Source organism: Streptomyces sp. CNX435 (assembly GCF_059570575.1).
The window spans coordinates 30,845-52,920 of record NZ_JCANTA010000029.1 but is presented as its reverse complement, the minus strand read 5'-3'; the positions used below and the strand labels follow the sequence as shown (position 1 = coordinate 52,920).

The following is a 22,076-nucleotide window of genomic DNA, read 5'->3' as shown; positions in this document are numbered from 1 at the left end:
CGACACGTATATGTAGGAACTGCGCGAATATGCAGGACTGCACGAACGCGCCGCAGACGGCCCCTAGAACCCGCGGGTGCGCTTCGCGCCCCGCCGGGCGGGGGCCGTCTCCACGCCCGGCCGCTTCATAAAGAGGCGGGCCATCTCGCTGCCCAGGTTCACCCCGATCGCGATCGCCAGCGCCAGCGCGGCGGCGGTCAGCAGCGAGCGGCCGCCCTGGCCCAGATCGTCCTGGGCGAAGCCCAGCAGGCCGAAGTACGTGGCGCTGCCCGGCAGTAGCGGGCCGATGGCGGCCGTGACGTACGGCAGCGCGGAGATGAACCGGTAGCGCGAGAGGAGCTGGCCGAAGAGCCCGACGAGGCCGGCGGCGAGCGCGGTCGCCAGCACCGGCGACTTGTTCGCCTGGTCGGCGATGACCGCGAAGATCAGCCAGGCGACGCCCCCGTTGAGGGTCACGGCGATCACGGTGGAACGCTCCTGCTGCAGCAGCACCGCGAACGCCAGCGTCAGCAGCATCGCGGCGAGCAGCGAGATCACCGGCCGCTCCTGCCGGTGCAGGGCGGTGTCCGGGTTCAGTTCGGCGCCGAGCTGCACGCCCACGTAGAGCACGATCAGCACGCCGACGACGATGCCGACGACGAGGTAGAGCACCTCCAGCAGGCGGGCGGAGGCGGTGATGTAGTAGCCGGTCAGCCCGTCCTGGACGGCGGCGACCAGAGCGCGCCCGGGGATCAGCGCGAAGAGCCCGCCGGTGATGACGGCGGAGGACTGGGCCTCGATCTCGGCGACGTTGAGCGCGACGCCGACCGCCGCCGGAGCCATCGCGGCGGCCACGAACTGGTAGAACTCCGGCAGCCCGCGCCCCGCCGCCAGCCAGGCCAGCCGGTCGCCGAGCATCGCGCCGATCGCCGCCGCGCAGAACACCAGCGGACCACCGCCCACCAGGGTCGCCGCCGCGCCGGACAGCCCGCCGCTGGCGAGGGTGAGGGCCCACTTGGAGTACGGGTGGCGGTTGCGGCGGATCTCGGCGAGGCCGCGGTACGCCTCCTCCAGGCTGACGGCGGCGTCCACGTCGACGATGGCGTCGACGAGGCGGTAGACGGCGGCGAGCCGGGTGTAGTCGGTGCCGCGGCGGCGCACCGTGCGGCTGAGCGTGACGGGGTCGTCGACCAGGGACGGCTGGTAAGTGACCGTCAGCAGGGTGAAGGTGACGGTCGGCTCGCAGCGGTCCAGGCCGAAGGCCCGGGCGATGGCGAACATCGCGGCCTCGACGTCCTCCGCGCCCTCGCCGCCCGCGAGCAGCAGCTCGCCGATGCGCAGGGTGAGGTCGAGCACGCGCGGCACCGGCAGCGCGGTCTCCTCGGTGGACGACATCAGCCGCTCCGGCGTCGGGCGCTCGGTCACGGGCGTACGGAGCATGACGCGCATCCGGTCCTGCCACGGCGTCGTCCGGGACAGCGGGCCGGTCGCGGGCGGGGGCGGCGGCGCGGCACCGGCGGTCCCGGCGGCCACGGGAACGCCGCGCGGGGGCGTGAAGCCGGAGCCGCCCTGCTCCTCCGCGGCGCGCCCGTCGAGGCCCGCAGGGCGGGCGAACTCGGAGGTCGTCTGCCCGTCTTCGGGCGCCGGGGGGAGGGGCACGCCGAAAGGCGGCGTGAACGCACTGTGCGCCTCGTCGGACTGCGGCTTGTCTTCGCCGTTATCCGGCTCGGGTTCCTGACCCACTGGACCATCACCCCCCGCGGACGTGCCGAAAGGTTACGCCCGCGAGCATAAGTCGGGCGCGTGAAGAACGCCCCCGCGGGGTCGGGAGGGTGCGGCAGCACGGCGGCACATCGGATCAAGTCGTACAAACGGCCGCGCCACTGGCGCGCGGCGGGGGCGCCACCCGCGTCGAGGGCGCCGCCCGCCCGCGCCCGCGGGCGCCGCCCCCGCCCGTACGCCGCCTCCCCCTGCGCGTACGCCACCTCCCCCCGCGCGCCGCCTCAGCGCCCCAGTCGCCGGTACCGGCGCACCGCCAGCGGGAAGAACGCCGCGAGCAGCACCAGCGGCCACACCACCGCCAGCAGCACGGGGTGCTGCGCCGCCCACGAGTCCCCGGTCCAGCCGGGGTTGCCGAACAGCTCGCGGATCGCGCCCGCCGTCGCCGACATCGGGTTCCACTCCGCCACGGCGCCCAGCCAGCCCGGCATCGTCTCCGGCGAGGTGAAGGCGCTGGACAGGAACGCCACCGGCCAGACCAGGATCTGCACGGCCTGCACCATCTCCGGCTTGCCCGCCACCAGACCCAGGAAGATACCGGCCCACAGCATCGCGAACCGCAGGAGCAGCAGCAGCCCGAACGCCGCCAGCGCCTCCGCCCACGTACCGTGCCAGCGCCAGCCGACCGCGAGCCCCGCGCCCGCCATCGCGGCGAGCCCGAGCACCGACTCCGCCATGTCGGTCAGCGCCCGGCCGACGAGCACCGCGGACGGCGCCATCGGCATGGCGCGGAAGCGGTCCACGACGCCCTTGCCGAGGTCGGAGGTGAGGGAGACCATCGTGGCCTCCAGCCCGAAGGACATCGCGAGCGCGAGCATGCCGGGCACCAGGAACTCGCGGTAGCTGCCGCCGCCGCTCACCTCCATCCCGCCGCCGAGCAGGTAGGTGAACACCAGCAGCATCATCACCGGGAAGACCAGGCTCACCACGGCCTGGCCGGGCTGCCGGGCCCAGTGCGCGAAGCCGCGCCCGGTCATCGTCAGCCCGTCGATGACCGCCCACTTCAGCCGGGCGGAGGCGGTGCGGGCGGGCGGCGGCGGGGCGGCGAGGGCGGTGGCGGTCGTGGAAGTCGTGGCGGTCATACGGCGCTCCCCTCCGCTACGGCGCGCGCGGCACCGGCAGCGTTCTCGTCCCCCTGCTCCTGCTTCCGGCCGGTGAGGTGCATGAACACCTCGTCCAGCGTGGGCCGGCGCAGCGACACGTCCTCCGCCGCCACCCCCGCCGCGCCCAGCCCCCGCACGGTCTCGGCCAGCGCCGCCATGCGGTCCGCAACCGGGGCGCTGACCCGCCGGGCATCGGCGTCGATCTCCACGTCGTCCTCCTCGGCGCGGGCGGCCATGCCGATGACGGCCGCGGCGGCGCGCAGCCGGTCCGCGTCCCGTACGACGACGTCGATGCGGTCGCCGCCGAGCCGGGCCTTGAGCTCGTCGGCCGTGCCCTCGGCGACGACGCGGCCGTGGTCGACGACCGAGACCCGGTCGGCGAGCTGGTCGGCCTCCTCCAGGTACTGGGTGGTCAGCAGCACGGTGGTGCCGTCGCCGACGAGCGAGCGGACCGCCTGCCACACCTCCGTACGGCCGCGGGGGTCCAGGCCCGTCGTCGGCTCGTCGAGGAAGAGCACCTGCGGCCGCATGATGAGGCTCGCGGCCAGGTCGAGCCGGCGCCGCATGCCGCCGCTGTACTGGCTGATCGGCTTGTCGCCGGTGCCGTCGAGGCCGAACCGCTCCAGCAGCGCCGCCGCCTGCCGCCGGGCGCCGCCCCGGCCGAGGTGGTAGAGCCGGCCGAACAGCTCCAGGTTCTGCCGGCCGCTGAGCACCTCGTCCACGGCGGCGTGCTGCCCGAGCAGCCCGATGCGGTAGCGGACCTCGTCCGGCTCCCCTACGGCGTCGTGGCCCGCGACGCGCGCGGTGCCGGCGTCCGGGCGCAGCAGGGTGGCCAGGATCCGTACGGCCGTGGTCTTGCCCGCGCCGTTGGGGCCGAGCACGGCGTGCACCGTGCCCGCGGGGACCGCGAGGTCCAGGCCCGCGAGCGCCGCCTTCGCGGCGCCCTTCTTCCCGTACGTCTTGCGCAGTCCTTCGGCGAGGATCGCCGTCATACGCCTCCTCCACTTCTCAGGTAGTCAAATTTGACCACCGATCCGAAGGTATCCCCGGTCCCGGCATTAGTCAAACTTGATTAGCGGCGGTTCGGGGCGACGGGATCTTCCGGGGCCGCCGGCCCCTCCGGGCTGGTCGCCATCCCGGCCCACGGATCGCCCTCGCCGGCCATCACGTACGCGCCGCCCTCCAAACGCCCGATCAGGGCGCGGGTCCACTCGGCGCCGGCCTCGGCGGTGTGCAGCCAGAGCCGCATGATCTCGCCGATGTGCCCGAAGTCCTCGCCGTCCTGCGGCGAGTAGTGCCGCAGGACCTGGGCGCGCCACTCCTCCATCGCCGCCAGCCGCTCCTTCAGCAGCCCGACCACCTCGGCGCGCGGCAGGTCGACGAGGAAGCCGACGCCCGCGGTGAGGATGTCGATCTTCTCGTCGTAGCGGCGCAGCGCCTCGCGCAGCAGCCGGAAGTACGCGGCGTCACCCTCGTCCGTCATCTCGTACTCGGTGCGCGGCGGGCCGCCCGCCGTGCTGGGCGCCACCTCGTGGGCGACCAGCAGGCCCTGCTTGGCCATCTGCTTGAGCGCGTGGTAGATCGAGCCCGGTTTGACGTTGGACCACTCGTGGGCGCCCCAGTACTCCAGGTCGGCCCGGACCTGGTAGCCGTGCGTCCGGCCGTGCCGGCGGACCGCACCCAGGACCAGGAGGCGAGTCGCGGACAAGGGGCCTCCTTGCTTTTCGCGGAAGGTTATGACCCCAGCCTAGTCAACCTTGACTAGCAGCGCGTAAGGGGACGCGCGCGGCGCCACGAAGCGGGGCCGGGCCTCCCCGCGCGGGAAGCCCGGCCCTGCGCCGGTCCGGTGCGGCGGTACGGGGGTCAGTGGCCGCCGGCGTACACGCTGCGGCAGAAGGTCGCCATCTGTTCGTCCGTCAGGCCCTTGGTCAGGTCGGCCTCGGTGATCATGCCGACGAGCCGGTGGTTCTCGATGACCGGGAGGCGGCGCACCTGGTGCTGCTCCATCTTCTGCAGCACGTCCTCCACCGGGGCGCCGGCGTCGACCCAGACCGGACGCCCGCCGGCCAGTTCGCCGGCCATGGAGGTCGTCATGTCCCGGCCCTGGGCGACGCACTCCACGACGATGTCGCGGTCGGTGATCATGCCGGCGAGCTTGCCGTCCTGGCCGCACACCGGCAGACAGCCGACGTCCATGGAGCGCATCTTCGCGGCGGCCGTGGCGACGGACTCGGTCGAGTCGATGCACTCGACGCCTTCGTGCATGAGGTCACGGGCGGTCCTCGCGGTGGTGGGAGCAGACATCACGGTCTCCTGTCGAGAGATACGGAAGGGGTACGGGGGTCCGTCACCGCCATGCTCCGGGTGCCCGGCCGGGCGGGCGACACACGCGCCGCCAAACGGGTGAACGGCCGGGAACGAGGCCGTACCGCTGCTCAGAAGGGGAACGCTGTACCGCTGCTCAGAAGGGGAACTGCGTACGCCCGTGCTGGACGGAGATCCACTTCAGCGTGGTGAAGGCGTCGATCGTCGCCTCCCCGTTCAGCCGCCCGACCCCCGAGCACTTCTCGCCGCCGAACGGCACCAGCGGCTCGTCGTGGATCGTGCCGTCGTTGACGTGCACCATCCCGGAGTCGATCCGCCGCGCCAGCCGTACGCCCCGCTCCAGGTCCCCGGTGTGCACGGCGCCGCTCAGCCCGAACGGGGTGTCGTTGACGAGCCGTACGGCCTCGTCCTCCCCCGTGAACGGCAGCAGGAACGCCACCGGCCCGTAGAACTCCCGCCGCAGCAGCTCGCTGTCGGCCGGCAGCCCGGTCAGCACCGTCGGCTCCACCAGCGTGCCGTCCGTGCGCCCGCGCAGCAGCGCGGTGGCGCCGGCGGCGAGCGCGGCGTCGACCTGGGCGGCGAGGTCGGCGGCCTCGCGGGCGCCGATGAGCGGGCCGAGGTGGGTGGCGGGGTCGGCGGGGTCGCCGACGGTGAGCGCGGCGGCCTTGGCGACGAACTTCTCCGCGAACTCCGCCAGCACCGCCCGGTCCACCAGCAGCCGGTTGGCGGCCATGCAGACCTGCCCCTGGTGCGCGAAGCGGCTGAAGACGGCGGCGTCCACGGCGTAGTCGACGTCGGCGTCCGGGAGCACGACGATCGCGGAGTTGCCGCTCAGCTCCAGCACGGTCCGCTTGAAGTGCCGGGCGGCGACGCCCGCGACGTGCCGGCCGGCCTCGGTGGAGCCGGTGAAGGACAGCACGCGCGGCACGGGGTGCTCGATGAAGGCGTCGCCGATCTCGGCGGTGTCGGTGACGACGACGTTGAGCAGCCCGGCCGGCAGCCCGGCGTCCGCGAGCAGCCACGCCAGCAGCGTGCCGCCGACGACGGGCGCGTACCGGTGCGGCTTGAGCACCACGCCGTTGCCGAGCGCGAGCGCGGGCGCGACGGACTTCGCCGCCAGGAAGAGCGGGAAGTTGTACGAGCTGATGACGCCGACGACGCCCGCGGGGAGCCGGTAGACGCGGTTCTCCTTGCCGGGCGTCGGGGACGGCAGCACCCGGCCCTCGGCGCGCAGCGCGTACGACACGGACTCGCGCAGCACCTCCTTGGTGAGCGCGATCTCGAACGCAGCCTTCAGCCGCGTGCCGCCCAGCTCCGCCACGATCGCGCGGGTGATCTCCTCCTCGCGCTCCTCGACGAGCCGCAGGGCGCGTTCGAAGACCAGCCGCCGGTCGTACGGCGAGCGCTCCGCCCAGAGCCGCTGCGCGCGCTCCGCCGCGCGGTACGCGGTGTCCACCTCGGCGGCGGTCGCGACGGTGACGGCCGCGAGCTGCTCGCCGGTGTACGGGTCGAGGTCGATGAGGTCCCACGAGCCGGCGCCGGGGCACCACTTGCCGTCGATGTACTGCAGGGCCAGGTCGGAGAAGAGAGACACGAGCGAAGCTGCACCCCTGCGCACGGCGGACGGCGGGCACGGCTGTGACCGCTGACCCGCCATCGTACTGGTGCGCGAGTGCGCCCCGCCTACACCTCCCGGATGATCCTGTGCAGCAACTCCCGTGATTCCGCCTCGTCTTGGGCGGCGACGCGGAGCAGGTCCATGGCCTTCTCGTACGTCGCGACGTCCTCCGGCTTGTCCAGGTAGAGCGCGCTCGTCAGATGTTCCACGTAGACGACGTCGGAGAGGTCCTCCTCCGGGAAGCGCAGGATGGTGAAGGCGCCGGAGTCGGGGGTGTGGCCGTGCTGCGCCAGCGGGATGATCCGCAGCGACACGTTCGGCATCTCGGAGGCGTCGAGCAGGTGCTGCAGCTGCTTGCGCATCACCTGCCGGCCACCGTACGGGCGGCTGATCGCGGCCTCGTCGAGCACCGCCTTGAGCTGGGCGGGATGCTCGGCGTACAGCCGCTTCTGCCGCTCCAGCCGGGCGCCGACGCGCTTCTCCGCCTCGGCGGGGGAGGTGGGCAGGCCCGCGGTGACGACGGCGTGCGCGTACTCCTCGGTCTGCAGCAGGCCGTGCACGAACTGCACCTCGTACACGTCGATCCCGGAGGCGGCGGACTCCAGCCCCACATAGGTGGGGAACCAGCCCGGCAGCACGTCGCTGTAGCTGTGCCACCACCCGGCGGTGTTGGCCTCGCTGACGAGGCCGACGAGGGCATCGCGCTCGGTCTGATCGGTCACGCCGTACAGCGTGAGCAGATCTTCGACGTCTCGGCTCTTGAAACTCACCCGGCCCAGCTCCATCCGGCTGATCTTGGATTCCGAGGCCCTGATCGCGTATCCGGCGGCGTCGCGCGAGATCCCCTGTTCCTCCCGCAGCCGTCTGAGCTGGGAGCCCAGCAGGATACGGCGCACGACCGATCCGCTTGATCCGTCCACGGCCATCGGAGCCCTCCACCCACTTCGGCGACATGGCACTTACAAGGACTTGGCACTACCAGCGCGCCCCCGGCGCCACCGGCCCATACTGCCATCACTCCGTACCCTTGCGTGCCCGAACGGTTACGCAATCGAGAAAATCTTGCTCGGCAATGCACATGAACCAGGAAGTTGCTACATATTTCTCGCTCGTGCACGTGCATCTGCCCTTGCATCTGCCATAAGCATTCGGAACGATGGGCATCCGCACGGTGACGACAGACACGCACGCGACTGGGGAGTGCCGCGCATGGGGACCGAAGCAGCAGCCGTGCTCGCGCCCTTATGGCGAGGGCTGCCCCCACTGGACTCCGGCGCCGTCGACAGTGCCGCGTCCTGTGCGATATCCGGCAGTCACGAGTCCGTAAGCGGCGCGCGCGCCTTCACGCACACCACGCTCCGGCACTGGGAGCTTACCGACCTGAGCGACGACGTCGCGCTGGTCGTCTCCGAGCTGGTCACCAATGCGCTACGGCACGCGCTGGCCGGACGCGAAGGCCGGGACCCGGCGGTGCGGCTGCACCTGATGCGCTGGGCGTCGCGGCTGGTGTGCGCCGTACGCGACCCGAGTACCGCGAGCCCGGTGGCCGGGGTGGCCGACGTGGGCGCCGAGTCGGGGCGCGGCCTCTATCTGGTCGACTCCTTCAGCGACAGCTGGGGCTGGCACCCGCTGGACGGCACGCTGCGCGGCAAGGTGGTGTGGGCGGTGTTCCACGTGCCGTCGCCGGCGGCGGAGACCGACTGACGAACCGCGGGGCCGGCCGTCCGGTGGCCGCCTGACCGCGCCGCGCCGTCCCCCTGCCCCCCGCTGCCTGTCCTTCCTCCTGCCTGTCCTTCCCCGTGCCTGTGCGTCCCCGTGCCTGCCCTTCCGCCTGCCTCCGTACGTCCCGCGAGCGCCGCCCGCCGCCTGCGGCGCCGGGACGAATCGCCGGAGAGGAAACCGCTGCGCAGCGACGATGACGCATAGCTGCGCCCCGGATACGGGTTGATTCACGCTCCGGAACCGTTCGCGGACGGAAAGGGAGCGATCGCATTCCGTACGGATCGGGGGCGTACCGCGAGCAGCGCCGACAACGGCGATATCTCAGCCTGGGATCCGTATGGCGGCCGGTTGCCGTGGGGCCCGAAGGGGCGGCAGAAGCGCGCGGGGCAGCCGGGAATTGGGGGGTGGTCAGTCAGCTACGAGGTGGTCGAACTCTCCGTCCTTGATGCCCAGCAGCATCGCCTCCACCTCGGCGCGGGTGTAGACGAGCGCGGGTCCTTCGGGAAATCGGGAATTGCGAACGGCTATCTCGCCGCCGGGGAGTTTGGCGAACTCGACGCAGGAACCCTGCGAGTTGCTGTGCCGGCTCTTCTGCCAGGCGGCGCCGTGAAGATTTCTGGCCGCAATGCCGTTGTATGCGTGGGCCACAGCGCTTCTCCAAGGTGGTTGCCAATGTCAACTGTCGGGGATCATAGCTGTGTTGGCGGCTAGGTGCACGCGCAAATGCACGTGCACACAGCGTGCGCGCTTGATTCCGATCAGGCGTCCACCAAGGTCATCCCCCGGGGAATCAACGAACGAGGTGGTACCCGCGAGTTCCCGGCGCGGGCATATTTACGGCCGGATGCTGCTCACCATGTTCGCCGTGGCCTCCAGACCGGACTGGATCGTCGGGGCCACGGTGGTGCCGGACAGGTAGAAGCCGAGGAGCACGCAGACCACCGCGTGCGAGGTCTTCAGCGAGCCGCTGCGCAGGAACACCACCGCCAGCACGAGGAGCAGCAGCACGACCGACACCGACACGGCCATCTGATCACCGGTCCCCGGGTTCGCCGTCCACATACGAGGCAGTCTGTCCCACTCGTACCCCCCGTCCCGCGCGAGCCGTGCCCGCCATTCGGGTGGTAGACGGCCGTCCGAGGGCCGTCCGGGGTGCGTCCGGGGCCGACGGGGGTGCGCCGCGCGTCGTCCGGTGGTGGGCGCACCCCCGCGCCGTAAGACTGGGCCGTACTGCCGTACCGCCCCCTTCGTCGATGGGACGACGATGAAGAAGCAGGAGCTGGCCGACCTCGACGCCCACTGGCGCGCCCTCAACTACCTCGCCGCGGGCCAGATCTATCTCACCCGCAACCCGCTGCTCACCGAGCCCCTGACGCCCGACGACATCAAGCCGCGGCTGCTCGGCCACTGGGGCACCTGCCCCGGCCTCAACCTCGTCTACACCCACCTCAACCGCGTCATCGGCGCCCGCGACCTCGACGCCGTCTGCGTCTGGGGCCCCGGCCACGGCGGTCCCGCCGTCTACGCCGGCGCGTGGCTCGACGGCTCGTACGGGGAGGTGCACCCCGACGTCTCGCGCGACGCCGCCGGCATGGCGCGCCTGTTCCGGCAGTTCTCCTTCCCGGGCGGGACGCCGAGCCACGTCGCGCCGGTGGTGCCCGGGTCGTTCCACGAGGGCGGCGAGCTGGGCTACTCGCTGGCGCACGCCTACGGCGCCGCCTTCGACAACCCCGGGCTCGTCGCGGTCTGCGTCATCGGCGACGGCGAGGCGGAGACCGGGCCGCTGGCCGGGTCGTGGCACGCGAACAAGTTCCTCGACCCCGTGCACGACGGCGCCGTGCTGCCCATCCTGCACCTCAACGGCTACAAGATCGCCGGTCCCGCCGTGCTCTCCCGCATCCCGCGGAGCGAGCTGGACGAGCTGCTGCGCGGCTACGGGCACGAGCCGCTGCACGTCAGCGGGGGCGGCCACGCTCCCCAGGACACCGCTCGCGTACACCGGGACATGGCGGCGGCCATGGACACCGCGCTCGACCGGATCGCCGAGTTCCAGCAGGCCGCGCGCGCCGGCGGGCGGAGCCGGTCCCGCCGTCCCCGCTGGCCGGTGATCGTGCTGCGTACCCCCAAGGGCTGGACCGGGCCCGCGGCGGTCGACGGCACGCCGGTCGAGGGCACGTGGCGCTCCCACCAGGTGCCGCTGCCCGAGGTGCGCGAGAACCCCGAGCACCTGGCGGAGCTGGAGCGATGGCTGCGCTCGTACGAGCCGCAGAAGCTCTTCGGCGCCGACGGCCGGCCGAGCGGGCGGGTCCTCGCCTGCGTACCGCACGGCGACCGCCGCCTCGGCGCCAACCCGCACGCCAACGGCGGCCGGCTGCTGCGCGCGCTGCCGCTGCCGGGGCCCGAGACGTACGCCGTCACCGTCGACCGGCCGGGCACCCGGCTCCACGAGCCGACCCGGGTGCTCGGCGCCATGCTGCGGCAGGTGATGGCGGACACCGCGGACCGCCGCGACTTCCGCGTCTTCGGCCCGGACGAGACCGCGTCCAACCGGCTGCAGGAGCTGTTCGAGGTCACGGACCGGGCCTGGCAGGCAGGGACGGAGAAGACCGACGAGCACCACGGGCCGCACGGCCGGGTCATGGAGGTGCTCTCCGAGCACCTGTGCCAGGGCTGGCTGGAGGGGTACGTGCTCACCGGCCGGCACGGGCTGTTCTCGTCGTACGAGGCGTTCGCGCACATCGTCGCGAGCATGGCCGCGCAGCACATCAAGTGGATCCAGACCGCGCGCGAGGAGCCCTGGCGGGCGCCGGTCGCCGGGCTCAACTACCTGCTGACCTCGCACGTCTGGCGGCAGGACCACAACGGCTTCAGCCACCAGGATCCGGGCTTCGTCGACCACATCCTCAACAAGAGCCCCGACGCCGTACGGGTCTACCTGCCGCCGGACGCCAACACCCTGCTGTGCGTGGCCGACCACGCGCTGCGTACCCGCAACGTCGTGAACGTCGTCGTCGCGGGCAAGCAGCCGTCGTTCGACTGGCTCACGCTGGAGCAGGCCCGCGCGCACTGCCTGCGCGGCGTCGGCATCTGGGAGTGGGCGGGCACCGAGCGCCCGGGCGAGGCGCCGGACGCGGTGCTGGCCTGCGCCGGGGACGTGCCGACGCAGGAGGTGCTGGCCGCGGCGGCGCTGCTGCGCGAGCACCTGCCGGAGCTGGCGGTACGGGTCGTCAACGTCGTCGACATCGCCCGGCTGATGCCGCACGAGGACCACCCACACGGCATGACGGCGCGGCAGTTCGACTCCGTCTTCACCCGCGAGACACCGGTCGTCTTCGCCTACCACGGCTATCCGTGGCTGATCCACCGGCTCGCCTACCGGCACGCCGGCCACGACCAGCTGCACGTGCGCGGCTACAAGGAGATGGGCACCACGACCACGCCGTTCGACATGGTCGTACGCAACGACCTCGACCGCTACCGGCTGGTGATGGACGTCATCGACCGCGTCCCCGGACTGGCCGTGCGGGCGGCGGCGGTGCGGCAGCGGATGGCGGACGTACGGGGCAGGCACCACGCCTGGATCCGCGAGCACGGGACCGACCTGCCGGAGGTGGCGGACTGGAGGTGGCCGGGCTGAGACCGGGCTGACGTGGGGTGTGACCGCCGGCCGGGGTGGCCCCCGGCCGGCGTCTCCGTTCTCGGTCCTGGTCTCCGTCTCCGCCCACGGGACCGCACCCGCGCCCGTCAGTTGGCGCCGATCTGCACGTCCTCCAGGATGCCGAGCGCGTCGGGGACGAGCACCGCCGCGGAGAAGTAGGTGCTCACCAGGTACGAGATGATCGCCTTGTCGCTGATTCCCATGAACCGGACGTTCATCCCCGGGCGGATCTCGTCCGGCAGCCCCGTCTGGTGCAGCCCGACCACGCCCTGGTCCGCCTCGCCGAGCCGCATCGCGATAACCGAGCTGGTCCCCTCGGCGGTGACCGGGATCTTGTTGCAGGGGAGCAGCGGGATGCCGCGCCAGTTGTTGACCTCGCTGCCCAGATACTCCGTACGCGGCGGGTAGATGCCGCGCTTGTTCCACTCCCGGCCGATCGCCGCGATCCCGCGCGGGTGCGCCAGCAGCACGTGCGTCTGCCGGCGGCGGGAGATCAGCTCGTCCAGGTCGTCGGGCGTCGGCGGGCCCGAGCGGGTGTGGATGCGCTGCTTGAGGTCGGCGTTGTGCAGCAGGCCGAACGAGCGGTTGTTGACCAGCTCGTGCTCCTGGCGCTCGCGCAGGGCCTCGACGGTCAGCCGCAGCTGCTGCTCGACCTGGTTCATCGGCTCGTTGTAGAGGTCGGCGACGCGGCTGTGCACGCGCAGCACGGTCTGGGCGACCTCAAGCTCGTACTCCCGGGGCGTCAGCTCGTAGTCCACGAACGTGCCCGGGAGGTCCTGCTCGCCGCGGTGGCCGGAGGCCAGCTCGATCTCGGCCTCGCCCTTGCTGTTCTGCCGCTGCCGTGGGATGGCGAGGAACGCCTCCAGGTGCTCGCGCAGCGCCGCCGACTGCTCCAGCAGCTCGTCGAGCGCGGCGCGCGGGAGCACCAGCACCGTGCCGCGGGTGTGGGCCCGCAGCGTGAACGCCCACGTGTCGTCGGCGGTGAGCAGCACGTCCCCGCCGACGTAGTCGCCGTCGGCGACGACGCCGAGGACGGTCTCGTCCCCGTACTTGCCGGCGCCGACCCGCTCCAGCCGCCCGTGCGCGACCAGCACCACCTGGTCCGCCGCCGCGCCCGCGGACACGACCGCGTCCCCGGGCGCGACCTCCCGCTGCTCGAACCGGCCGGCCAGCGCGGTCAGCACCTCCTCGTCCTCGAACTCCCGCAGCGGCGGCAGCTCGCGCAGCTCCTGCGGGATGACGCGCACCTGGTCGCCCACGGAGGTGAACTCGACCTGCCCGTCGCCGAGCGTGTGGGTGAGGCGCCGGTTCACCCGGTACGCACCGCCCTTGACCTCCGTCCACGGCAGCACCTTGAGCAGCCAGCGGGAGGAGATCCCCTGCATCTGCGGGGGCGTCTTGGTGGTCGTCGTGAGGTTCCGCGCGGCGGCGGTGTCGAGGCTGAGGCGGGCGGGGAGGTCGACGGACGCGGACGTCTCTTCTGGCGTGGTCGTCATGGCACCGAAGCTAGGCTTCGGCGCAAAGCAGCAGCAATCGCTCGAAAGAGTAGGAATATCTTCCTTGATTGCTGGATAGGGCTGCCGCTTACCGGAGTGTCCTACCCGAGTCTCCTGCCCTGGCGTCCTGCCCGAGTGTCTTACCTGAGTGTGACGGCGTGCATGGCCGCACCCGCCGGCCGGGGCCCGCGGCCCTAGGCTCGCCGGCATGCGCGTACTCGTCACCGGCGGCGCCGGGTTCATCGGATCGCACGTGGTCTCCGCCCTCGCGGAGCGGGGGCACGAGGCGGTGGTGCTGGACGTACGGGACGGAGGGCCGCCGAGCGATGCGTACGACACGTACGTGCGCGGCGACGTACGGGACCGCGAGGCCGTCGCGGCGGCGCTCGCCGGGGTCGACGCCGTCTGCCACCAGGCCGCGATGGTCGGCCTCACCGAGGACTTCGCGGACGCGCCCGCGTACGTCGGCGTGAACGACCTCGGCACCGCCCGGCTCCTCGCCGCCATGACGGACGCGGGAGTGCGGCGGCTGGTGCTGGCGGGGTCGATGGTCGTGTACGGGGAGGGGCGCTACGACTGCCCCGCGCACGGCACCGTACGGCCCCGGCCGCGGGCGGAGACGGACCTCGCGGACGGGCGCTTCGAGCCGCGGTGCCCGCGCTGCGGTGCGGAGTTGCGGCCCGGGCTGGTGGCGGAGGACGCGCCTTCGGACCCGCGGAGCGTGTACGCGGCGACGAAGCTGGCGCAGGAGCACCTGGCCGGCGTGTGGGCGCGCGTCACCGGCGCGCGAGCGGTGTCGCTGCGTTACCACAACGTCTACGGCCCCCGGATGCCCCGGGACACCCCGTACGCCGGAGTCGCCTCCTTCTTCCGCTCGGCGCTGGAGCGGGGGGAGGCGCCGCGGGTGTACGAGGACGGGGCGCAGCGACGGGACTTCGTCCACGTACGGGACGTCGCGGAGGCCAACGTCCGTGCGCTGGAGGCGGTGTGCGGGGACGGGGTCCGGGGCGGAGAGGGGCTGCTCACCGCGTACAACGCGGGCAGCGGGGACGTCCACACCGTCGGGGAGCTGGCGACGGCGCTGGCGGCGGCGTACGGCGGGCCGGCGCCGCTGGTCACCGGCGAGTACCGGCTCGGGGACGTACGGCACATCACGGCGGACTCCGCGCGGCTGCGGGCGGAGCTGGGCTGGCGGCCGGCGGTGGGGTTCGAGGCGGGCGTCACGGAGTTCGCGAAGTCGCCGCTGGGGGTGGCTCCCTGACGGTCAGCCCATGGCCGTGGGGGGTGGCTCCCTGACGGTCGGCTCGTGGCCGTGGGTGGGGTGGCTGGCCCCTGATGGTCAGCCCGTGGCCGTGGGGAGGGTGACCTCGAAGCGGCAGCCGCCCGGCACGTTCCGTACCTCCGCCCGGCCGCGGTGCGCCTCGACTATCCCCCGGACGATCGCCAGCCCCAGCCCCGCCCCCGCGGGCGGCACGGGCGTACGGGCGTGGTTGCCGCGCCAGCCCGTGTCGAAGACCCGCGCCAGGTCCTCCTCCGGGATGCCGCCGCACTGGTCGGTGACCGAGACGACCACCGCCGCGCCGTCCCGTTCCCGGACGGTAACCGCGACCGTGCCGTCGGCGGGGGTGCGGCGGATGGCGTTGACCAGGAGGTTGCCCAGCACCCGGGTCATCTCCTTGCCGTCCACCTCCACCGGCACCGCCGCGGCCGGCTCCGGCTCCGGCGGCTCGCCGACGAGCCGTACCCCGTGCTCGCGCGCCAGCGGATCGACGCCCGCGAGCGCGTCGCCGACAAGTTCGTGGACCGACATCCGCGTGGGCGCGAGCGCCAACGCGCCCGCGTGGATGCGGGAGAGCTCGAAGAGGTCGCCGACCATGGCGTCCAGGCGCTCGGTCTCGGCCCGGATCTGCCGGTGGTAGCGGCCCGGGTCGGCGGCCATGCCGTCCTCCAGCGCCTCAGCCATGGCGCGCAGCCCGGCGAGCGGCGTACGCAGGTCGTGCGAGATCCAGGCGACCAGCTCGCGCCGGGAGGCGTCCAGCGCCCGCTCCCGCTGCCGCGACTCCGCCAGCCGATCGGCGGTCGACGCCAGCTCCCGGCTCAGCGCCGCCAGCTCGGCGGTCGCGCCGCCCGCGGGGGGCGCGAAGGAGCCGCCGTCGGCGAAGGCGTGGCCGAACGAGCGGGTGGCCGCGGCGAGCGCGTTGCTGCGGGCGACGACCCAGCGGCCGAGGAGCACGGCGGTGGCGAGGGCGACGACCGCGGCCATGAGGATGACGATGCTGACGACTTTGAGGTCGTGTCCCGACAGGAACATCTCGTTGGCCACCGCCAGGGTGCCGAGGAGCATCGCGGTGACGGCGGTCGCGACGACGACGGAGACGGAGACGACGAGGGAGCGGTTGCGCAGCAGGCGCAGGGCGATGGCGCCGAGGACGCCGGCGACGGCGGCGCCGAGGAAGGCGAAGGCGGCCATGAGGAGGATGTCGTTCACGGGGCGTCGCCTCGGGGAGTGTCGTGGTGGGTGGTGGCGGCCTCGTCGTCGCCGCCCGGGGCGGGGGGCGGGTCGAAGCGGTAGCCGACGCCCCAGACCGTGGTGATCAGGCGCGGCCGGGCCGGGTCGTCCTCGACCTTGCCGCGCAGCCGCCGTACGTGCACGGTCACCGTCGACAGGTCGCCGAACTCCCAGCCCCACACCTCCCGCATCAGCTCCTCCCGCCCGAACACCCGCCCCGGGTGCCGCAGGAAGTGCGCGAGCAGGTCGAACTCCCGCAGGGTCAGCGCCAGTTCCGCCCCGTGCTTGGCGGCCCGGCGCGCCGCCGGGTCCAGGGTGAGCCCGGCGCCGCGCAGCTCGTCCGCGCCGTCGCGGGGCGCCGTGGCGCGGCTCCGGCGCAGCACCGACTCCACGCGCAGCACCAGCTCGCGCGGGCTGAAGGGCTTGGTGACGTAGTCGTCGGCGCCCACTTCGAGGCCGAGGATGCGGTCGTCCTCGTCGCCGCGGGCGGTGAGCATGATCACCGGTATGGGGCCCGTGGCGCGCAGTTGCGCGCAGACCTCAAGACCGTCCATGCCGGGCAGCATGAGGTCGAGCACGACGAGGTCCGGCCGGCCGGCGGTGGCGGCGGCCAGCGCCTGCGGGCCGTCGGCGGCGCGGTCGACGGCGTAGCCGGCGCGGTCGAGGTAGCCGGCGACGACCTCGGCGACGGTGGGGTCGTCGTCGACGACGAGCACGCGGGCCGGTTGGCTGGGCGGCCGGGACGGGCCGGGCGGGGCGGGGTCCATGGCGCCAGCGTCCCACGGGTTGGGCGCGGCGGGCGCCGGCGTGACGGAGGGCGGACAAGCGACGTCCGTGATTCGTAAGACCTTGTGCCCGGTATGCAGCTTTTGCGCTCGTAGGGTGGTGGCCATGACCGACGTCGTACTCCCCTGTCTGAACGAGGCCGCCGCACTGCCCTGGGTGCTGTCCCGTATCCCCGCCGGCTGGCGCGCCATCGTGGTCGACAACGGCTCCACGGACGGCTCCGGAGATCTCGCCCGCGAACTCGGCGCCACCGTCGTAACCGAGGCGCAGCGCGGCTTCGGCGCCGCCTGCGCGGCGGGGTTGCGGGCGGCCACGGCCGAACTCGTCTGCTTCTGCGACTGCGACGGCTCCCTGGACCCCGCCTTGCTGCCCCAGCTCACCGACCAGGTCACCGCGGGCACCGCGGACCTCGTCCTCGGCCGCCGCCGCCCGACGACGCGCGGGGCGTGGCCCCTGCACGCACGGGCGGGCAACGTGGCGCTGGCCCGCATGCTGTACCGCCGCACGGGGGTGCGGCTGCACGACCTGGGCCCGATGCGGGCCGGGCGGCGGGCGGCGCTGGTGGGGCTGGAGGTGGCGGACCGGCGGAGCGGGTATCCGCTGGAGACGGTGGTACGGGCCGCGGACGCGGGGTGGCGGATCGTGGAGTTGCCGGTGCCGTACGCGCCGCGGACGGGGAAGTCGAAGGTGACGGGGACGTGGCGGGGGACGTGGCAGGCGGTCCACGACATGCGGGGTGTCCTGCGGACGGCGCCGGATGTCGTGGGGACGGCACCGGGGGAGGGCGCGGGGGGCGCCGGTGGACGCGGGGGGAGCGGAGGAGTGGGGGCGGGTGCGGGAGCCGGGGGGAGTGCGGGTGCGGGGGCGGTTGCGGGTACGAGTTCGGGGCCAGGGTCAGGGCCAGAGCCAAGGCCAGGGCCAGGACCAGGTACGGGCTCGGAGGTAGGTGCGGGCTCGGAGGCACGTGCGGATTCCGGCTCGGGAGCACGTGCGGGTACAGGCCCGGCGACGGGCTCAGGTGCCAGTGCGGGCTCGGGGGCGCGTGCGGGTACGGGCCTGGCGACGGGCTCGGGTGCCAGTGCGGGCTCGGGGGCGCGTGGTGCGGGGGTGGCTGCGGGCAGCGCGCTCGGGGGCCGGGGTGGCGGTGGCGGCTCTCGGGCGGGCGGGGCCGCGGACGGTTCCACCGGGGGTTCCGGCGCGGGGGTCGGCCGGTGAACGGCGGCGGAGGCGTCACCCTACTCGTCATCGCCAAGGAGCCCCGCCCCGGCCGCGTCAAGACCCGGCTCACCCCCGCGTACGCCCCCGGCGAGGCCGCACAGCTCGCCGAGGCCGCGCTCGCGGACACGCTCGCCGTCGTACGCGACCTGCCCGCCCGGCGACGCGTGCTCGTCCTGGACGGCGAGCCGGGTGACTGGCTGCCGTCCGGCTTCGACGTCATACCGCAGGCCGCCGGCGGGCTCGACGAGCGGCTGGCCGCCGCGTTCGGCGGCTGTACGGGGCCGGCGCTGCTCGTCGGCATGGACACCCCGCAACTCACCGCCGGGCTGCTGGCGCCCGCGCTGGCCGACGACGCCTGGTCGGCCTGCGACGCCTACCTCGGCCCGGCGCTCGACGGCGGCTTCTGGGCGCTGGGGCTGTCGCGGCCGGACCCCGAACTGCTGCGCGGCGTACCGATGTCGACGCCGCACACCGGCGCCGCGCAGCACCGCCGGCTGCTCGACGCGGGCCTGCGTGTACGGGAGTTGCCGCCGCTACGCGACGTGGACACCCCGGCGGACGTCCCGCTGGTCGCCGAGGCCGCTCCCCGAAGCCGCTTCGCCGCCACGGCCCACCGCCTCGCCGCCCACGACCGAGCCGCTCACGACCGAGCCGCCCTCGACCGAGCCGCCCTCGACCACGCGGCACCGGCCGGCACGACAGCCGCCTTCGCGGGCCAGGACGGCGCGGACCACGACGGCGCGGACCATGACCGAGCCGCCCACCAAGCCGCACGCGACCACGCGGCACCGGCCGGCACGACGGCTGCCCTCGCGGGTCAGACCGGCGCGGACCACGACGGCGCAGCCCTCGATCGAGCCGCCGGATGACGCCGCCCGCCCGCCGCCCGTCCGGCCCCGCCACGTCCGGCGCCACGTCCGGCGCGCTTGACGCCGCCACCGGCAACCTGGTCGATCCGGCTGACCCTGTCGATCCTGTCGGCGCCGGCCTCTCCCCGGCTCCGCACCGCACCCCGCCCGGCGTCGCGCAAGCCATTCCGCGTCCCGCGGCGCCCCGGCCGGACGCCGACCTCGGGCGCCCGCAGCCCGTGCCCCACGCCGCTGCGCCCGAGCCGTACCTCCGCCGCCCCCCGTCGGCAGACGACTCCGCCGCCTGGGACGGCGCCGACCCCTACGCGCATGCCCTGCGCGCCGGCGGCGGCCCGCTCTTCCTCCGGCGCCACGACGGGTGGCTGCTGCCGCTCGAAGTGGAGCGGTGGTGCGGGGTGCCGGACGGGGCCGACGTGACCGTGTTGCGCCGCTGCACCGGGCCCGTGCTCGACATCGGCTGCGGCCCCGGCCGGCTCGTCGCCGCGCTCGCCGCCCTGGGCCGCCCCGCGCTCGGTGTCGACGTCAGCTCCGAGGCCGTCGCGCACGCCCGGTCGCGCGGCGCCGCCGCGCTGCGCCGATCGGTGTTCGAGCCACTGCCCGGCGAGGGCCGCTGGGGCACCGCGCTCCTCGTCGACGGCAACGTCGGCATCGGCGGCGACCCCGCCGCCCTCCTCGACCGCGCCGCCGCGCTCCTGCGCCCCCAGGGCCGGCTCGTGGTGGAGGTCGCCGCGGACGACGACGTGGACGAGCGCGTGCAGGTGCACGTCACGGACGAGGCGCGCGGCCTCCACGGGACCCGCCGCCCGGACGTCGCCCGGCACGGCGCGCCCTTCCCCTGGGCCCGGGTCGGGCTGCCCGCCCTGCTGCGGTACGCGGCGGCCGGCCGCTGGCGGGAGGAGGACCGCTGGACCGCGGGCGAGCGACGGTTCGCCGTGCTGCAAGCACCAGCGCAGACGCCGCGAACAGCGCGGCGGTGAGCAGCAGCCAGCGGTGGAGGTAGGCGTCGGGTGGCAGCGCGGTGCTGCGCTCGTAGCGTCCGACCTGGCGGGTGATGAGCGGGAAGTAGACGAGCAACAGCAGCCCGGAGACGACGGCGGGGAAGCGGACGTAATTGATCAGCCGCGGTCCGAGTACACGCTGTGCGCCGCGGTCGGCGAGCGAGTACGCGGGCACCAGCGCCAGGTCGTGCAGCACCGCCGCACCGGCCAGCCACAGCGCGACGCCGAGGGGGTCCTTGTCGAAGAGGCGGACGCCGGCGTAGCCGGTGAGCGCGAAGGAGGCGAGGAGGAGGACGAGGGTGGGCAGCGGACCGGGCGCGAACAGGCGTCGTACGGTCGCGCGCGTGGGCGTGCGGCGGCCGAGCGCGCGGGCGCGGCGGCGTACGGACCCGGGGGCCCGTTCCGTATGCGATCCGCCCGGTCCGCGCGTTCCGCCCGTTCCGCCCGATCCGCCTGTTCCGCTCGACCCGCCCTTTCCCCTCGCCCCGCCCGGCGGTCGGCCCCCGCTCACGGCAGTTCCCCGAACGTCAGCCTCGTGACCCACTTCGTGTTGTGCACCCCCGGGTTGGCCGGGACGATGACCCGCGCCGGAAACCCGTGATCGCGCGACAGCGCCGCGCCGTTGACCTGCAGCGCCAGCAACGACCGCGGATCCCGTACCTGGTTGGCGCGCAGCGACGCCGCCCGGAACGCCCCCTTCGGCTGCGCCGACTCCGCGAACACCCCGTCCCCCTCCCCCGCCGCCACCAGCGCGGCCAGGTCCGCGAGCCGCACCCCGCGCCACAGCTGGTCATCCGTCGACCACCCCTCGACACACGCGATCGGCAACGCGGCCGTGTGCTGCGGCAGCGCCAGCAGCTCCGCCCGGGTGAACACCGCGCGGCGGCCGTTCCCGGCGCGTACGACCAGCCGCCAGCGCTCGCCGATGTCGGCCGGGTCGATGCCGAGGCCCGCGGCCGTCTTGTTGACCTGGAAGCCGTTCGGGCCGTCGCCCGGGTCGCCGCCGCCGTGCGGGGCGAGGAGCGCGGTGCGGCGCAGCGGGCCGCCGATGCTCTGCCCGGCGGTGACCGCGACCAGCCCCAGCGAACCGGCGCCGACCAGCGCGGCGGCACCGCGCCGGGAGATCGTCGGCGGCGCGGGGTCGGGGGCGCGCAGGTCGTCCATGCCCCGGTCGCGCAGCCCGCGGCGCAGCTTGCCGACGCGGGTGGCGAGGTGGACGGGGAGGGCGGCGAGGAACACCCAGGCGCCGTAGAAGTGGAGGGTGTAGAAGGAGCCGGGGTAGACGTAGAAGAGTTGCATGTTGAGGATGCCGGTCGCGAACTCGAAGAGGCCGCTGCCGACGAGGAGCAGGGTCGAGCCGCGCTCCAGCGCGTGCCGGGCGGAGGGCAGCGGCGGCCAGGCGAAGAGGCGGGGGACGACGGACCAGAGCTTGGCCAGCAGGACGGGGACGAGGGCGACGCCGAGGGTGACGTGGACACCCTGGTTGAGGCGGTAGAGCCAGTGGGGGTCGGTGGGCCAGGAGAAGAGGTAGAACCCGAGGAGACCTTTGGTCGCGGTGCGGTCGTTGCCGGGGAGGTCGGGGTTGTAGGCGGCGTAGGACAGCAGGCCGGTCAGCAGCAGCAGGGGGAGGCCGACGAGGAGGACGGTGCCGAGGAGGGCGGTGAACCACGGGCCGCGCAGCGGGCTGCGCCAGAAGGCGGGGCGGAACGGGCCGGGCGGGGGGAGGGCGCCCCCCGGGCCGGTGGCGGGGCGGGTGCGGGGTTCCGGACGGGGGTCCGGGCGGGGATCCGGACGGGGATCCTGAGGGCGTGCGGCGGACATGGTTCGACCGTATGCCGCGAATCCGCCCATACCGCCGCACTGACTCCTGACGAAAGCGTGACGTCACCGCGCGCTCCCCCCGCGACCGTGCCGCCGCTGCCTAGCGTGGCGTCGTGACCGCTTCACCCACCCGGCCCTCCGGCGCCGGTACGGAGACAGAAACCGGAACCGCGACAGGAAACGGGACCGGGACCG

General features: G+C 73.9%; 17 protein-coding genes and 2 pseudogenes. 6 read left to right on the top strand and 13 right to left on the bottom strand.

Annotation, left to right across the window (positions count from 1 at the left end; translation table 11 throughout):
* Positions 1 to 63 precede the first annotated feature (63 nt).
* From T328_RS31925 to T328_RS31895, 7 genes are all read right to left on the bottom strand, one after another.
* A complete protein-coding gene (locus tag T328_RS31925) occupies positions 64 to 1,722 on the bottom strand; it encodes a threonine/serine exporter family protein (protein ID WP_496499722.1) in 1,659 nt (552 codons plus the stop codon).
* Between the two features lie 260 nt (positions 1,723 to 1,982).
* Positions 1,983 to 2,840: an ABC transporter permease gene (locus T328_RS31920; RefSeq protein WP_496499721.1), complete on the bottom strand. Its 858-nt coding sequence runs from the start codon at positions 2,838 to 2,840 to the stop codon at positions 1,983 to 1,985.
* The gene (locus T328_RS31915) at positions 2,837 to 3,853 is read right to left on the bottom strand and encodes an ATP-binding cassette domain-containing protein (protein WP_496499720.1); all 1,017 of its coding nucleotides are present in this window, start codon (positions 3,851 to 3,853) and stop codon (positions 2,837 to 2,839) included. Before T328_RS31915 ends, T328_RS31920 begins: the two co-directional genes overlap by 4 nt.
* Before the next feature lie 80 nt (positions 3,854 to 3,933).
* Positions 3,934 to 4,569, bottom strand: coding sequence for a PadR family transcriptional regulator (locus tag T328_RS31910; RefSeq protein WP_496499719.1), 636 nt, complete (start codon positions 4,567 to 4,569; stop codon positions 3,934 to 3,936).
* Positions 4,570 to 4,724: 155 nt separating this feature from the next.
* The gene (locus T328_RS31905) at positions 4,725 to 5,165 is read right to left on the bottom strand and encodes a CBS domain-containing protein (protein ID WP_496499718.1); all 441 of its coding nucleotides are present in this window, start codon (positions 5,163 to 5,165) and stop codon (positions 4,725 to 4,727) included.
* A gap of 157 nt (positions 5,166 to 5,322) precedes the next feature.
* Positions 5,323 to 6,780 carry an aldehyde dehydrogenase family protein gene (locus T328_RS31900; RefSeq protein ID WP_496499717.1) on the bottom strand — a complete coding sequence of 486 codons (1,458 nt, stop codon included), beginning with the start codon at positions 6,778 to 6,780 and terminating at the stop codon, positions 5,323 to 5,325.
* Between the two features lie 89 nt (positions 6,781 to 6,869).
* Complete coding sequence (locus T328_RS31895) at positions 6,870 to 7,730, bottom strand: Sco1979 family transcriptional regulator (RefSeq protein WP_496499716.1); 861 nt, start codon at positions 7,728 to 7,730, stop codon at positions 6,870 to 6,872.
* A gap of 283 nt (positions 7,731 to 8,013) precedes the next feature.
* Between T328_RS31895 and T328_RS31890 the strand changes: the two genes are divergently transcribed.
* On the top strand, positions 8,014 to 8,508 hold the full coding sequence (locus T328_RS31890; RefSeq protein ID WP_496499715.1) for an ATP-binding protein: 495 nt from the start codon (positions 8,014 to 8,016) through the stop codon (positions 8,506 to 8,508).
* A gap of 426 nt (positions 8,509 to 8,934) precedes the next feature.
* Here T328_RS31890 and T328_RS31885 read toward each other — a convergent pair whose 3' ends face one another.
* Both T328_RS31885 and T328_RS31880 read right to left on the bottom strand, forming a co-directional pair.
* Positions 8,935 to 9,174 carry a DUF397 domain-containing protein gene (locus tag T328_RS31885; protein ID WP_496499714.1) on the bottom strand — a complete coding sequence of 80 codons (240 nt, stop codon included), beginning with the start codon at positions 9,172 to 9,174 and terminating at the stop codon, positions 8,935 to 8,937.
* A gap of 186 nt (positions 9,175 to 9,360) precedes the next feature.
* On the bottom strand, positions 9,361 to 9,555 hold the full coding sequence (locus T328_RS31880) for a hypothetical protein (RefSeq protein ID WP_496499759.1): 195 nt from the start codon (positions 9,553 to 9,555) through the stop codon (positions 9,361 to 9,363).
* Between the two features lie 163 nt (positions 9,556 to 9,718).
* Here T328_RS31880 and T328_RS31875 point away from each other — a divergent pair, with 163 nt between their 5' ends.
* Complete coding sequence (locus tag T328_RS31875) at positions 9,719 to 12,163, top strand: phosphoketolase family protein (protein ID WP_496499713.1); 2,445 nt, start codon at positions 9,719 to 9,721, stop codon at positions 12,161 to 12,163.
* 107 nt (positions 12,164 to 12,270) lie between these two features.
* Here the strand turns inward: T328_RS31875 and T328_RS31870 are convergent, their stop codons facing one another.
* Positions 12,271 to 13,680 (bottom strand): family 2B encapsulin nanocompartment shell protein, encoded by a 1,410-nt coding sequence (locus tag T328_RS31870; RefSeq protein ID WP_496499712.1) that lies wholly within the window; start codon positions 13,678 to 13,680, stop codon positions 12,271 to 12,273.
* A 208-nt stretch (positions 13,681 to 13,888) separates the two neighbouring features.
* On the opposite strand from T328_RS31870, the gene T328_RS31865 reads away from it, so the two are divergent.
* Positions 13,889 to 14,941 carry an NAD-dependent epimerase/dehydratase family protein gene (locus T328_RS31865; RefSeq protein ID WP_496499711.1) on the top strand — a complete coding sequence of 351 codons (1,053 nt, stop codon included), beginning with the start codon at positions 13,889 to 13,891 and terminating at the stop codon, positions 14,939 to 14,941.
* A gap of 78 nt (positions 14,942 to 15,019) precedes the next feature.
* On the opposite strand, the gene T328_RS31860 is transcribed toward T328_RS31865, so the two are convergent.
* Entirely contained in the window at positions 15,020 to 16,168 is a 1,149-nt protein-coding gene (locus T328_RS31860; protein ID WP_496499710.1) for a sensor histidine kinase, read from the bottom strand.
* Positions 16,165 to 16,956: a response regulator transcription factor gene (locus T328_RS31855; RefSeq protein ID WP_496499709.1), complete on the bottom strand. Its 792-nt coding sequence runs from the start codon at positions 16,954 to 16,956 to the stop codon at positions 16,165 to 16,167. Before T328_RS31855 ends, T328_RS31860 begins: the two co-directional genes overlap by 4 nt.
* A 124-nt stretch (positions 16,957 to 17,080) precedes the next feature.
* On the opposite strand from T328_RS31855, the pseudogene T328_RS31850 reads away from it, so the two are divergent.
* The 3 genes and pseudogenes from T328_RS31850 to T328_RS31840 all read left to right on the top strand — a co-directional run.
* Positions 17,081 to 17,767 (top strand): annotated as a pseudogene (locus T328_RS31850) (glycosyltransferase family 2 protein); the annotation flags it as partial.
* A 419-nt stretch (positions 17,768 to 18,186) separates the two neighbouring features.
* Positions 18,187 to 18,879: pseudogene (locus T328_RS31845) on the top strand (TIGR04282 family arsenosugar biosynthesis glycosyltransferase); the annotation flags it as partial.
* A gap of 179 nt (positions 18,880 to 19,058) precedes the next feature.
* The gene (locus T328_RS31840; protein WP_496499708.1) at positions 19,059 to 20,039 is read left to right on the top strand and encodes a class I SAM-dependent methyltransferase; all 981 of its coding nucleotides are present in this window, start codon (positions 19,059 to 19,061) and stop codon (positions 20,037 to 20,039) included.
* 528 nt (positions 20,040 to 20,567) lie between these two features.
* On the opposite strand, the gene T328_RS31835 is transcribed toward T328_RS31840, so the two are convergent.
* Positions 20,568 to 21,881 carry a molybdopterin-dependent oxidoreductase gene (locus T328_RS31835; protein ID WP_496499707.1) on the bottom strand — a complete coding sequence of 438 codons (1,314 nt, stop codon included), beginning with the start codon at positions 21,879 to 21,881 and terminating at the stop codon, positions 20,568 to 20,570.
* Positions 21,882 to 22,076 lie beyond the last annotated feature (195 nt).

Coding starts and splice junctions, on each gene's coding strand:
- T328_RS31920 (WP_496499721.1), bottom strand. CDS start 2,840: ATGACCGCCACGACTTCCACGACCGCCACCGCCCTCGCCGCCCCGCCG.
- T328_RS31915 (WP_496499720.1), bottom strand. CDS start 3,853: ATGACGGCGATCCTCGCCGAAGGACTGCGCAAGACGTACGGGAAGAAG.
- T328_RS31905 (WP_496499718.1), bottom strand. CDS start 5,165: ATGTCTGCTCCCACCACCGCGAGGACCGCCCGTGACCTCATGCACGAA.
- T328_RS31895 (WP_496499716.1), bottom strand. CDS start 7,730: ATGGCCGTGGACGGATCAAGCGGATCGGTCGTGCGCCGTATCCTGCTG.
- T328_RS31890 (WP_496499715.1), top strand. CDS start 8,014: ATGGGGACCGAAGCAGCAGCCGTGCTCGCGCCCTTATGGCGAGGGCTG.
- T328_RS31880 (WP_496499759.1), bottom strand. CDS start 9,555: ATGGCCGTGTCGGTGTCGGTCGTGCTGCTGCTCCTCGTGCTGGCGGTG.
- T328_RS31870 (WP_496499712.1), bottom strand. CDS start 13,680: ATGACGACCACGCCAGAAGAGACGTCCGCGTCCGTCGACCTCCCCGCC.
- T328_RS31865 (WP_496499711.1), top strand. CDS start 13,889: ATGCGCGTACTCGTCACCGGCGGCGCCGGGTTCATCGGATCGCACGTG.
- T328_RS31855 (WP_496499709.1), bottom strand. CDS start 16,956: ATGGACCCCGCCCCGCCCGGCCCGTCCCGGCCGCCCAGCCAACCGGCC.
- T328_RS31840 (WP_496499708.1), top strand. CDS start 19,059: ATGACGCCGCCCGCCCGCCGCCCGTCCGGCCCCGCCACGTCCGGCGCC.
- T328_RS31835 (WP_496499707.1), bottom strand. CDS start 21,881: ATGTCCGCCGCACGCCCTCAGGATCCCCGTCCGGATCCCCGCCCGGAC.